Origin of the sequence: Dactylosporangium sp. CS-033363 (assembly GCF_050942475.1) — a bacterium.
Classification (GTDB): domain Bacteria; phylum Actinomycetota; class Actinomycetes; order Mycobacteriales; family Micromonosporaceae; genus Dactylosporangium.
The window spans coordinates 6,157,079-6,168,453 of the sequence record NZ_CP192032.1 but is presented as its reverse complement, the minus strand read 5'-3'; the positions used below and the strand labels follow the sequence as shown (position 1 = coordinate 6,168,453).

At 71.4% G+C, this 11,375-nt stretch carries 12 protein-coding genes; 10 read left to right on the top strand and 2 right to left on the bottom strand.

All coding sequences use genetic code 11. The features are described from left to right. Nucleotides 1–81: 81 nt before the first annotated feature. The 7 genes from ACQPZ4_RS28550 to ACQPZ4_RS28520 all read left to right on the top strand — a co-directional run bounded on the left by ACQPZ4_RS28550 (nucleotide 82) and on the right by ACQPZ4_RS28520 (nucleotide 7,466). Complete coding sequence (locus ACQPZ4_RS28550; protein ID WP_433041756.1) at nucleotides 82–1,284, top strand: ROK family transcriptional regulator; 1,203 nt, start codon at nucleotides 82–84, stop codon at nucleotides 1,282–1,284. Nucleotides 1,285–1,400: 116 nt separating this feature from the next. Beyond that, the gene (locus ACQPZ4_RS28545; protein ID WP_433041753.1) at nucleotides 1,401–2,360 is read left to right on the top strand and encodes a sugar ABC transporter substrate-binding protein; all 960 of its coding nucleotides are present in this window, start codon (nucleotides 1,401–1,403) and stop codon (nucleotides 2,358–2,360) included. Further along, the gene (locus ACQPZ4_RS28540) at nucleotides 2,348–3,094 is read left to right on the top strand and encodes an ATP-binding cassette domain-containing protein (RefSeq protein WP_433041750.1); all 747 of its coding nucleotides are present in this window, start codon (nucleotides 2,348–2,350) and stop codon (nucleotides 3,092–3,094) included. The genes ACQPZ4_RS28545 and ACQPZ4_RS28540 overlap by 13 nt, the downstream gene beginning before the upstream one ends. After that, entirely contained in the window at nucleotides 3,094–4,230 is a 1,137-nt protein-coding gene (locus tag ACQPZ4_RS28535; RefSeq protein WP_433066690.1) for a sugar ABC transporter permease, read from the top strand. The genes ACQPZ4_RS28540 and ACQPZ4_RS28535 overlap by 1 nt, the downstream gene beginning before the upstream one ends. Before the next feature lie 14 nt (nucleotides 4,231–4,244). Further along, the gene (locus tag ACQPZ4_RS28530) at nucleotides 4,245–5,567 is read left to right on the top strand and encodes a GH1 family beta-glucosidase (RefSeq protein WP_433041747.1); all 1,323 of its coding nucleotides are present in this window, start codon (nucleotides 4,245–4,247) and stop codon (nucleotides 5,565–5,567) included. A 19-nt stretch (nucleotides 5,568–5,586) separates the two neighbouring features. Next, complete coding sequence (locus ACQPZ4_RS28525; protein WP_433041744.1) at nucleotides 5,587–6,267, top strand: phosphotransferase family protein; 681 nt, start codon at nucleotides 5,587–5,589, stop codon at nucleotides 6,265–6,267. Continuing rightward, nucleotides 6,267–7,466 carry an alpha-amylase family protein gene (locus ACQPZ4_RS28520; RefSeq protein WP_433066687.1) on the top strand — a complete coding sequence of 400 codons (1,200 nt, stop codon included), beginning with the start codon at nucleotides 6,267–6,269 and terminating at the stop codon, nucleotides 7,464–7,466. The genes ACQPZ4_RS28525 and ACQPZ4_RS28520 overlap by 1 nt, the downstream gene beginning before the upstream one ends. On the opposite strand, the gene ACQPZ4_RS28515 is transcribed toward ACQPZ4_RS28520, so the two are convergent. Beyond that, entirely contained in the window at nucleotides 7,427–7,630 is a 204-nt protein-coding gene (locus tag ACQPZ4_RS28515; RefSeq protein ID WP_433041741.1) for a DUF6767 domain-containing protein, read from the bottom strand. The two genes, ACQPZ4_RS28520 and ACQPZ4_RS28515, sit on opposite strands and share 40 nt — an antisense overlap. Before the next feature lie 165 nt (nucleotides 7,631–7,795). Between ACQPZ4_RS28515 and ACQPZ4_RS28510 the strand changes: the two genes are divergently transcribed. Beyond that, nucleotides 7,796–8,233, top strand: coding sequence for an MSMEG_6728 family protein (locus tag ACQPZ4_RS28510; protein ID WP_433041738.1), 438 nt, complete (start codon nucleotides 7,796–7,798; stop codon nucleotides 8,231–8,233). 5 nt (nucleotides 8,234–8,238) lie between these two features. Here the strand turns inward: ACQPZ4_RS28510 and ACQPZ4_RS28505 are convergent, their stop codons facing one another. After that, nucleotides 8,239–8,664: a hypothetical protein gene (locus tag ACQPZ4_RS28505; RefSeq protein ID WP_433041735.1), complete on the bottom strand. Its 426-nt coding sequence runs from the start codon at nucleotides 8,662–8,664 to the stop codon at nucleotides 8,239–8,241. 906 nt (nucleotides 8,665–9,570) lie between these two features. Between ACQPZ4_RS28505 and ACQPZ4_RS28500 the strand changes: the two genes are divergently transcribed. Both ACQPZ4_RS28500 and ACQPZ4_RS28495 read left to right on the top strand, forming a co-directional pair. After that, a complete protein-coding gene (locus ACQPZ4_RS28500; RefSeq protein WP_433041732.1) occupies nucleotides 9,571–11,082 on the top strand; it encodes an NAD(P)/FAD-dependent oxidoreductase in 1,512 nt (503 codons plus the stop codon). Beyond that, nucleotides 11,079–11,342 (top strand): phosphopantetheine-binding protein, encoded by a 264-nt coding sequence (locus ACQPZ4_RS28495; protein WP_433041729.1) that lies wholly within the window; start codon nucleotides 11,079–11,081, stop codon nucleotides 11,340–11,342. The genes ACQPZ4_RS28500 and ACQPZ4_RS28495 overlap by 4 nt, the downstream gene beginning before the upstream one ends. Nucleotides 11,343–11,375: the final 33 nt, after the last annotated feature.

Here is an 11,375-nt window from a genome sequence, read left to right as displayed (position 1 = left end):
CGTAGTTGGGGCGGGACGGTTGTGCGGGGACTTATTTCAGACTATAAAACAATCATTGAACCAAGGGTTGGAGTGACGACGGTGGCGAAGAAGGCTTCGGTCAAGGACGTGCGGCGACGCAACCGGGCGCTGATCCTGCGGCACGTCTGGCTGCACGGGCCCACGTCGCGCAGCGAGGTGGGGACGGCGACCGGGCTGTCGCCGGCCACCGTGACCAACGTGATGAACGAGCTGCTCGCCGAGGGCACCGTGCGCGAGGAGGGGTTCCTGGACTCCGACGGCGGGCGGCGGCGGGCGATCGTGCGGGTCGCCCACGATGCCGGGCTGGTCGTCGGGGCGGACGTCGGCGAGACCAAGATCGGGGTCGAGGTGTTCGATCTCGGGCTGAACCGGCTCGCCGCCCGGGAGTACCCGTTCAAGGGGCGGCGGATCGAGGTCGGCGAGGCGCGTACCGCGATCACCGATCAGGTCACCGCGATGCTCGCCGAGCTCGGCGTCGACGCGCGGCGGGTGATCGGGCTCGGGCTCGGCGTGCCGGGCATCGTCGAGGAGGACCGCCAGCTCGTGCACGCCGAGGTCGTCGGCTGGCACGGCGTGGACTTCGGCGGGTTCGGCGACGGGCTCGGCATCCCGGCGTACATCGACAACGGGGCCAAGTCGACCACGCAGGCCGAGGCCTGGTTCGGGGCGGCCCGCGACACGGACCACGCGGTCATGGTGCTCATCGGTGAGGGCGCGGGGGCCGGGATCATCACCGACGGCCGGCTGTACCGCGGCTTCTCCAGCAGCGCCGGCGAGTGGGGCCACACGAAGATCAGCCTCGACGGTCCGCACTGCCGCTGCGGGCGGGCCGGGTGCGTCGAGACGTTCGTCGGCGCGTCGGCGGTCCTCAACCAGTGGCGGGGGCCCGACGAGACCTGGCTCGGCCGGGAGACCGACGGCGTCGAGGCGATCCTGGCCGCCTGGCGGTCCGGCGACACCGCGGCCCAGCGGGCCATCGACGGCCTCGTGCGCCACCTCGGGCTGGCGCTGTCCAACCTGGTCAACCTGTACAACCCGGAAAAGATCATCGTCGGCGGCTGGTTCGGCGACCGGATCGCGGCCGAGCTCCTCGGGGAGCTGCAGGCCGCGGTGCGCGCCTACGCCCTGGACCAGCCCGGCGGCGAGGTCGTGCTCGTGCGCTCCCAGCTCGGGCGCGAGGCCGCCGTGCTCGGCGCGGCCACGCTGCCCATCCATCAGCTCATCGAGTCCGGCGCCGGCATCGAGCGCCTCACACCCCTGTAAAGGACACCCCCATGCTGCGACGACTGCTGGTTTTAGCTTTAGTTTTTTCGACTGCCGCGTGTACGCAGGGATCGCCCACTGCAAGTGCCGGAAAAGATCTCACCATCGCGTTCCTCATGCCCTGCTCGACCTGCGCGGACCGGTTCGAGAGCAAGGACAAGCCCTACTTCACCGACGCCGTCAAGGCCATCGACCCCACGATCAAGGTGATCGCGAACAACGCCCAGGGCGATGCCGCGGTACAGCTGCAGCAGGCCGAATCCGCGCTCACCAACGGGGCCAAGGTGATCGTGGTGAGCCCCTTCACCGCCGAGGCGGGCGCGTCGATCGTGGCGAAGGCCGACGCCGCCGGGGCCAAGGTGATCGCCTACGACGGCGCGATCGAGGGGGCCATGCCCGCCGCGTACGTCTCCTTCCAGAACGAGAAGGTCGGCGAGCTGCAGGGCCAGTACCTGCTCGACAAGCTGCCGCCGGGCGCCACCGTCGCGATGATCAACGGGGACATCACCTCGGCGCCGGGCCGGGAGTTCAAGGCGGGCGCGCACAAGGTCCTCGACCCGGCGTTCCAGTCGGGCCGGCTCAAGCTCGGCTACGAGTCGGACACCCCGAGCTTCGACCCGGCCAAGGGCCAGGCCGCGATGGAGCAGGGCCTGACCAAGCTCGGCGACGACGTGCAGGGCGTGATCGCGCCCAACGACGGGCTCGCCAACGCCGTCATCACCGCGCTCACCGCCCGCAAGCTCAACGGCAAGGTCCTCGTCACCGGGCAGGACGCCACCGACGCCGGCCTGGGCAGCATCATGGCGGGCAACCAGTCCATGACGGTGTACAAGTCGATCCGCGCCGAGGCGGCCGCCACCGCGAAGATCGCCGTCGCGCTCGCCAAGGGCGACCAGGCCGGGGCCACCGCGCTCACCACGAGCACGGTCGACAACGGCACCGGCAAGGTCCCGGCGCTGCTGCTCGACCCGGTCGCCGTGACCAAGGAGAACATCGCCGACGTGGTGATCAAGGACGGGTACAGCAGCAAGGACAAGATCTGCGCGGGACTGGCGGCGGACCAGTGCAAGCTGTAGCTCCGCCCACCCTCGAGCTCCGCGGCGTCGTCAAGCGGTACGGGCGCGTCGCGGCGCTCACCGAGGTCGGCTTCACGGCCACCGCCGGCGAGGTGGTGGCCCTGGTCGGCGACAACGGGGCCGGCAAGTCGACGCTCGTCAAGGCGATCGCCGGCACCCACCGCATCGACGCGGGCGAGATTCTGCTGGACGGCGAGCCGGTCGCGATCGGCTCGCCCAAGGAGGCCGCGGCCCTGGGCATCGAGACCGTCTACCAGGATCTCGCGCTCTGCGACAACCTCGACGTGACCGCCAACCTGTACCTCGGGCGCGAGCGCCGCCGGCGCCGCTCGGCGCTGCTGGACCGGGAGGGGATGCAGGCGCACGCCGCCGCGATCATCGCCGACCTGTCCGCGCACCTGCCCGACCTCGCCCAGCCGGTCTCGGCGCTGTCCGGAGGGCAGCGCCAGGCCATCGCGGTGAGCCGGGCCGCGCTGTGGGGCTCGCGGATCGTGCTGCTCGACGAGCCGACCGCGGCGCTGGGGGTGGCGCAGACGGCGATGGTGTACGACCTCATCCGGCGGCTGCGCGACCGCGGCCTGGCCGTCGTGGTCATCTCGCACAACATGGCCGACGTGTTCGCCGTCGCCGACCGGATCAGCGTGCTGCGCCTGGGCCGCAACGCGGGCGAGTTCCGGCCGGGCACGGACAGTACCGACGACGTGGTTGCGGCGATCACGGGGAGCCGGTCGTGATGCGCAGGGCGAGCGGCACCACGACCGTCCTCATCGGACTGTTGCTGGTCTGGGGCATCTTCCAGGCCCTCAACGACAACTTCCTGTCCGCGCGGAACCTGTCCAACCTGCTGCTGCAGATCGCGGTGCTGGGCACGCTCGCGGTCGGCATGGTGATGGTGCTCATCCTCGGCGAGATCGACCTGTCCGTCGGCGCCGTCGCCGGGGTCAGCGCGGCCGTCCTGGCCCGGCTCCTCGCCGACCAGGGCGCGCCCGCCTGGCTCGCGATCGCCGCAGCCGTCGCCACCGGCGCCGTGATCGGGCTGCTGCACGGGCTCGTCATCACCTCGGCCGGCATTCCGTCGTTCATCATCACCCTCGCCGGTCTGCTCGTGTGGCAGGGCGTGCAGCTCGCGCTCGTCGGCGACGGCGGGCAGATCCCGATCCGCGACACCGCGATCCGCTCGATCGCGTCCAGCTACGTCGTGCCCGGCTTCGGCTGGGTGCTCGCGGTGCTGGTGGTGGCCGGGTTCGCCGGCCTGCGGGCGCTGCGCCGCGCGCGCCGGGCCCGGCACGAGCTGCCCGATCCGCCGCTGCGGGCCGAGGTGCCCGCGCTGGTCCTCGTGGCCGTCGTCGTGCTGGCGGTGACGTGGCTGCTCAACTCGTACTTCGGGATCCCCTGGGTCTTCGTGCTCCTCCTGGTGCTGACCGGCGCGGCCGGGGTGCTCATGACGGGCACCTCCTTCGGCCGGCACGTGACCGCGATCGGCGGCAACCGCGAGGCGGCCCGGCGGGCGGGCATTCCCGTCGCCCGTACCGTCGTCGTGGTCTTCGTGCTCGTCTCCGCGATCGCCGCACTGGCCGGGGTCGTCGAGGCCTCCCGGCAGTTCTCGGCGTCCAACGCGCTGGGCGGCGGCACCCTGCAGCTCAACGCGATCGCGGCGGCGGTCATCGGCGGCACCAGCCTGTTCGGCGGCCGCGGCCGCATCTACCACGCGATCCTCGGCGCGCTCGTCGTCGGCAGCGTGCAGAACGGCCTGGACCTGCTCGGTGAACCGGCCGCCGTGAAGAACATCGCCACCGGCGTCATCCTCGTCGTCGCCGTCGTGCTCGACGCGCTCGGCCGCCGCCGTCGTGCGGCGCGCGGCTTCCTGTAGAAAGGCTCGTACACATGCGTTTTCCCGACGGGTTTCTCTGGGGCGCGGCCACCGCCGCCTATCAGATCGAGGGGGCCGTTGCCGAGGACGGCCGCGGACCGTCCATCTGGGACACCTTCAGCCACACCCCGGGCGCCGTCCTGCGCGGCGACACCGGCGACGTCGCCTGCGACCACTACCACCGCTGGCCCGCCGACCTCGACCTGCTCACCGAGCTGGGCGTCGGCGCGTACCGGTTCTCGGTCGCCTGGCCGCGGGTCGTGCCCGGCGGCGCCGGCCCGGTTAACCCGGCCGGCCTGGACTTCTACGACCGGCTCACCGACGGCCTGCTGGAGCGGGGCATCACACCGATGCTCACCCTGTACCACTGGGATCTCCCGCAGGCCCTGCAGGACCGCGGCGGCTGGGCGGACCGCGACACCGCCGCGCATTTCGCCGACTACGCCGCGGTGGTGCACGACCGGCTCGGCGATCGGGTGCCGTACTGGCTCACGCTCAACGAGCCGTACTGCTCGGCGGTCGTCGGCCATCTGGAGGGCCGGCACGCGCCGGGGCTGCGCGACGAGCGGACCTCGGTCACGGCCGTCCACCACCTGCTGCTCGCCCACGGGCTGGCGGTCGCGGCCCTGCGCGCCGGCGGGGTCACCGGCGCCGTGGGCATCACCTGCAACCTCACGTCGGTCCATCCGGCGAGCGACGACCCGGCCGACCTGGACGCGGCCCGGCAGCTGGATCTGCACGAGAACCGCATGTACCTCGACCCGCTCTTCCGCGGCGCCTACCCCGCCGACGCCGAGGCGCACTACGCGCACGTGACCGACTTCGGCTTCGTCCGCGACGGCGACCTCGAGCGCATCTCCGCACCGCTGGACTTCTTCGGCATCAACTACTACGAGCGCCACCTCGTCCGCGCCGACGGTACCGGCGGCTGGCAGCGCGTCCCGCCCGAACACCCGACGGTGACCGGGATCGGCGTGCACCCCGAGGGGCTGGGCGAGATCCTCGACCGGGTCGCCAAGGAGTACACGCCGCTGCCCCTCGTCGTCACCGAGACCGGCCTGGCGCTGCACGACTACCCCGGCCCGGACGGCGAGATCGCCGACGACGAGCGGATCGCCTTCTTCGACGGGCACATCCGCGCCGCCCACGCCGCGCTGGAGCGGGGCGTGCCGCTGTTCGGCTTCTTCCCGTGGTCGTTCCTGGACAACTTCGAGTGGGCGTCGGGCTACGGCGTGCGGTACGGCGTGTACTACGTCGACTACCCGACCCAGCAGCGGGTGCCGAAGCGCAGCGCCCGCTGGTACGCGGGCGTCATCAAGGCGAACGGCATCGACTGACTCGCCGTACGATCGAGCCGTGCTCGAGGATCTCCGGCCCACGCCCGGCCAGCACGGGCAGCGGCGCACCTACTTCGCGCGGTGGCGCGGCGAGCAGGTGGTCGTGAAGTGGGGGCTCGACCTGGATCTGCCCGAGAAGCTCCCGTACATCGCCGGGCAGATTCCCGAGTTGCGACGCCGGGGGATTCCGGCCGCGCCGGCCGGGCCGCATCGCAGCGACTACAACGCCTGGCTCACGCAGGTGGTCCGCGACGACGCGGCCGGCTACTGGGCCAATGCCGCCGCCGTCGGTGCTGACGCGCGGGCATTGTGTGAACGTGTCCGCGATTCGGTTGACATGTCACGGACGCCGGCGACTGCGCTCGACTACGTCCACATCGACCTCAACCTCGGCAACATCCTCACCGACGGCGACACCATCGTCGGCCTGATCGACCTGGAGAACCTCGGCATCGGCAGCGGCGCCACCGACGTGGCCTGCCTCGCCGCCGACTGGCACCGCCACGGCGCGCCCGGGCTTGCCGCCCTGGTCCACTATGGACGCTCGCGGCACGGCGAGGAGGCGTGGCGCTGGGCCGTCGCTCACGAGATGGCGAGCCGGCTCGGCTGGCGCAGCGAGCACTTCCAGGCCCTCGACCCGGCGGCGGAGGTCGCCCCGGCGGCCGCCTGGTTCGACGCGGTTTATGCTGACTATCCGTGATGTGGTGGCAGTTGTACCCGCTGGGCTTCGCCGGTGCGCCCGTGCGTCCCGAAACGGCGGCCGAGACCGTGACGCACCGGCTCGGGCGGATCGAGGGCTGGCTCGACCACGTGGCCGGGCTGGGACTGGACGGCATCGCGCTCGGCCCCATTTTCGCCTCGCAGACGCATGGGTACGACACCCTCGACCACTTCCGGATCGACCCGCGGCTCGGGGACGACGGGGACTTCGACCGGCTCGTGGCCGCCGCCCATGCGCGCGGGCTGCGGGTGCAGCTCGACGGTGTGTTCAACCACGTCGGGCGCGGGCATCCGCTCGTGGCGGAATTGGTGAACCCGGCCGTATTCGAGGGACATGACTCGCTCGTCGTGCTCGACCACGCCTCGCCCGCCGTCGCCGACCTCGTCGTGCGGGTCATGACGCACTGGCTGGACCGGGGCGCCGACGCGTGGCGGCTCGACGCGGCCTACGCGGTGCCGAACGAGTTCTGGGCGGCCGTGCTGCCCCGCGTGCGCGAGCGGCACCCCGGGGCCTGGTTCGTGGGCGAGATCATCCACGGCGACTACGCGGGCATCGTGCGGGCGTCCACGATGGACTCCGTCACGCAGTACGAGCTGTGGCAGGGTATCTGGCACGGCATTGCCGACCGGAACTTCTTCGAGCTCGCGCACGCGCTGAAGCGGCACAACGACCTGCTGGCCGCGTTCGTTCCGGCCACGTTCACCGGTAATCATGACGTGTCCCGGATCGCCTCGGCGGTCGGGGCCGAGTTCGTGCCGCACGCCCTCGCGGTGCTGCTGACCGTGGCGGGCGTGCCGAGCGTCTACGCCGGCGACGAGTACGGCTTCACCGGCGTCAAGGAGGAGCGGCTCGGCGGTGACGACGCGGTGCGGCCGGAGTTCCCGGAGCGGCCGCTGCCCGACAACGACCTCACGCGCGTGCACCGCGAGCTGCTCGCCGCGCGCCGCGACCGGCCCTGGGTCGTTCGGGCCCACACGGACGTCGTGCACCTGGACAACCGCCAGACCGTGCTGCGCACCGCGACCGGCGAGGGTGCGCTGATCGCGGCGCTCAATCTGGCGGAAGAACCGGCCACGGTACCGTCGGCAGGCGCGACCACCCACGCCGCCGGCAACGGGACGCTCGACGGGGACCGGGTTCAGCTGCCCGCGCGGGGCTGGGCCGTGCTGGCGTCCTGAGCCCGCCGCCGGAACGCGTGCAGCCCGGCGCGCAGCTCGGGATCGCTCATCACGAGGTACACGATCGGGCAGTCCTGCGGTCCGGAGGCGTTCGGGTGGCACAGCGTGCACGGCTCGCCCGGCCGGAGCGGGCACCGCGCATCCGGACGGCGCTTGCCGCTCACAGGTCCACCGTGCGCCGCACGAAAGAAAGCTTGCCGCTCACAGGTCCACCGTGCGCCGCACGAAAGAAAGCTTGCTGCTCATACGTCCACCGTGCGCCGCGCGACACAACGCCGGCAGGGCCGAAAGTCCCGGTATCGAGCGGCGGCGCCGGGTACCAAGACAGTGTGCAGACGTTCCTGCCCTACGCGGACTTCGCCGCCACCGCCGCCGTGCTCGACCAGCGGCGGCTCGGCAAGCAGCGGGTCGAGGCGCTCCAGGTGCTGCGCGGCCTCGTCGTGCCCGGCTACGGCTGGCGGCACCACCCGGCGGTGAAGATGTGGGCGGGGTGCGAGGAGGCGCTCGTGCGGTACGGCCTCGAGATGTGCGCGGCGTGGACGGCCCTCGGGCACGCCGACACCGTCGCCGCCACGCTGCTCGCCGAGCGGGGCGCGGCCCGGGCCCAGGAGGAGCTCGCCGAGGCCGGGGCGCTGCCGGTGTGGCTGGGGCGCGAGGACGTCCACCGCAGCCACCGTTCCGCCCTGGTACGCAAGGATCCGGCCTTCTACGGCCCCCTGTTCCCCGACGCCGAGCCGGAGGAGCCGTACGTCTGGCCCGCCGCCTGACCGCCTCACACCCCGGTGGTCGACCCGGGCCGGACGATCATCAGCACCACGACGGCCGCCCACAGCAGGTTGAACACGCCGGTGACCATGCCCAGCCGCCCGGCCGCGGCGACATCGGCGGCCCCGCGCACGAAGCGCCGCTGCCGGGGCAGGACGACCAGCCCGAGCAGCGCCGCGGCGGCCACGGTCAGCGCGATCGAGGCGAGCAGCCACGCGTCGCCGAGCACCCCGAGACTCACCGCCGTGGCCAGCCCGAACACGGGCACGGCGAGCCCGAGCGCGGCGTACACCACGCAGATCCGGTGCAGCAGCCGCAACGCGGCCCCGTCGCCACGCCGGGCCACGGCCGGGAACATGCTCGCCGCCACCGTCACGGGCCCGACGGCCACGATCGCGGCGAGCACGTGGATGCTCAGCAGGATTTTGCTCACGGGGGACGAAGGTAGATCCACGGCCGCCGGTGCGGCAGTGGCCCGGATGCCACAGACCGACGGGATCCGGCCAGGGAAGGCGTGGAGATCGTTGTATGGGGGAAAACAATATCGGCCCGTTTACATTGCCTGGAAGCGACTGTTACGCGCGGCCGGACAAATGCGAGTTCGTGCAAGTCGTGCAACCGGGCAACCTGCCGCCGGAGTTGCCGGTCCCGTGATCCAATGCCGGTGGTGCGAAGTCCGCGTGTGCATGGTGCGCAAAAATCGACAGTGATATTCGTGGATCTCGTGCGTGCGGCAACACGTCATTTGGGTACGGTCGAATCAAGGAAATACCCACTGCTCAGCGCGGGATCGGCAGGACCAGAAATAAGATCGGCGATCATCGTTGCAGGTGACGCGCGGGGAAACGCCGCCCGGCAGAAAACCGATAAACGTCAATGATGGGTTGCGGCTCGCGGACGGCCGCGTCTAAGCTTCCCAATGAAGTCGCTCAGTGATCAATTGCGAGCGGCGTGAACAGCGGAAGTGGCCTCATCGGCCTTCGGGATTCGGCTGTCGGACGGGGGTAACGGGGACTCTCAAGATCTGCACGGCGTCTCACTGATCATTCCAATCGATCGTGTCCGCCGCACGGCCGTGCCTAGATCCTGCCTGGTCGTCGGGCCTCCTTTGCACCGCGCATTGCCGCCCTACCCTGCCCTGGAGCAGGGAGGTCGGCGGCGCATGCGCGAAAACGGATTCTCGCTCGCGGTCAACTCACAAAAAGCTCCCAGCATTTGTCCAGCCGGCGACGGGGCCGGCCGGTTCACCGCGCCTTTGACGGAAATACCAATCGCCGGACGTATTCCGACCGGTGATTCGATGCCGCATGTCCGTGTACGGAATGTACGGAGGATGCCAATGGAACACCGTCAGGTTGCCAGCGCCGAAGTGCCGCGGCAGGCCGACGTCGTCATCGTCGGCAACGGGGCGCTCGGGCTGTTCCTCGCCGACGAGCTGATGGAGCGCCGCGCCGGCTCCGTCGTCGTGGTGGGCCCCAGCGATCGCGACGCCGGGGCCAGCCGGGCCGCCGGGGCGATGCTCGGCTGCTTCGGCGAGACGACCTCCGAGTCGCTGCGCACGGACGCCGCGCGCACCCGGTTCGAGCTCGGGGTCCGCGGCCACGAGCGCTGGCCCGACGTGCTGCGCCGGCTGGAGGAGTTCTCCTCGACCGGGTTCCCGCTGCAGGTCGCCACCGAGACGCACGTGGTGCTCAACGCCATCGGCGCGGAGCTCGACACGGTGAACTTCGAGTCGATGCTCAAGGCGCTCGACGAGTACGGCAAGCCGTGGTCGGAGATCGACCCGCAGGACATTCCCGGCTTCCGGCCGCGGACCGACGCCCGGGCGCTGCGCGCGGTGTGCCTGCACGAGGAGGGCGCCGTGGACGGGCGGGGCGTGCTCGCCGCGCTCGAGGCCCGGCTGCACGCGACCGGCGCGACGCTCGTCGACTCGACCGTCCGGCGGCTGATCGGCTCCGGCGACGCCGTGACCGGGGTCGAGCTGGCCGACGGCACGGTCATCGAGGCGGGCGCCGTCGTCGTCGCGGTCGGCGTGCGCAGCGAGGCCCTCGTGCGCACCGTCGCCGCGGACCTCGAGCTGATCCCGATGTTCGCCGGCCTCGGCTTCGCGATGATCGCCCAGCGCACCGCGGGTACGCCGTTCAGCAGCGTGGTGCGGACCCCGAACCGGGGCTTCGCCTGCGGGCTGCACGTCGTGCCGGCCGGGCCCGGGCGGGAGTACATCGGGGCCACCAACCGCCTCGTCGACGACGTCTCCAACGTCACCTGGGTCGCCGACGTGCGCTACCTCGCGCAGTACGGCATGCAGCAGCTCGACGAGCAGATCGCCCGGCACGAGGTCGTGCAGTGGCTCAGCGGCAACCGGCCGGTGACCCTGGACGGCTTCCCGATGATCGGCTGGCTGCCGATGAACGGGCTGTACCTCATGACCGGCACGTACCGCGACGGCTTCCACTGCGCGCCGCTGCTGGCCACGCACGTCGCCAACGAGCTGCAGGGCAAGCCCGGCACCATCGACCCGATGTTCAGCCCGACCCGCCGCCCGATCGTCACCCGCACGATCGACTGGTCGGTCGAGGAGTACGTGCAGCACAACATGGCCGCCTGGTTCGAGACCGGCGCCGAGGCCGCGCCGCAGATGACGACCACCCAGCTGGCCGCCTTCTACCGGGCCCGCGGCACCGAGGCCTACGAGAAGCTCGGCGTCGACTACGCGCTCGGTCCCGACGTGCTCTGGTACGCCGAGGGCAGCCTGGTCGGAGCCCGCCGGGTCGCCCGGTACCTGCGCCGCGTCGGCGGCGAGACCCCCGTCCTGGCCCCGGCCAGCAGCGGCATTGGAGATGCGCGGTGAGCACAGCAGAGGAATCCGTCCGGGACGTCGTGCGCAAGCTCGTCGAGGACCAGCTCAACGTCGGCGGCCGCGCGCTGGACCCCGACGACGACCTGTGGAACCTCGGCATGACCTCGCTGACCTGCATGGGCCTGATGCTCAACCTCGAGGACGCCCTCGACGTCGAGCTGCCGACCGAGCTGCTGCAGCACGAGACGTTCCGCAGCGTCAACACGATCGTCGCCGCGATCGACGGCGCCCGCGAAGACACGCTCGCCTGATCTCAGCCCGGAAGTCTGTCCGAAACCTCTGTA

What these genes read in the sequence shown, in the direction of transcription:
- ACQPZ4_RS28500 (WP_433041732.1), top strand. Translation starts at nt 9,571, where the DNA reads ATGGAACACCGTCAGGTTGCCAGCGCCGAAGTGCCGCGGCAGGCCGAC.
- ACQPZ4_RS28535 (WP_433066690.1), top strand. Translation starts at nt 3,094, where the DNA reads ATGCGCAGGGCGAGCGGCACCACGACCGTCCTCATCGGACTGTTGCTG.
- ACQPZ4_RS28530 (WP_433041747.1), top strand. Translation starts at nt 4,245, where the DNA reads ATGCGTTTTCCCGACGGGTTTCTCTGGGGCGCGGCCACCGCCGCCTAT.
- ACQPZ4_RS28545 (WP_433041753.1), top strand. Translation starts at nt 1,401, where the DNA reads ATGCCCTGCTCGACCTGCGCGGACCGGTTCGAGAGCAAGGACAAGCCC.
- ACQPZ4_RS28520 (WP_433066687.1), top strand. Translation starts at nt 6,267, where the DNA reads ATGTGGTGGCAGTTGTACCCGCTGGGCTTCGCCGGTGCGCCCGTGCGT.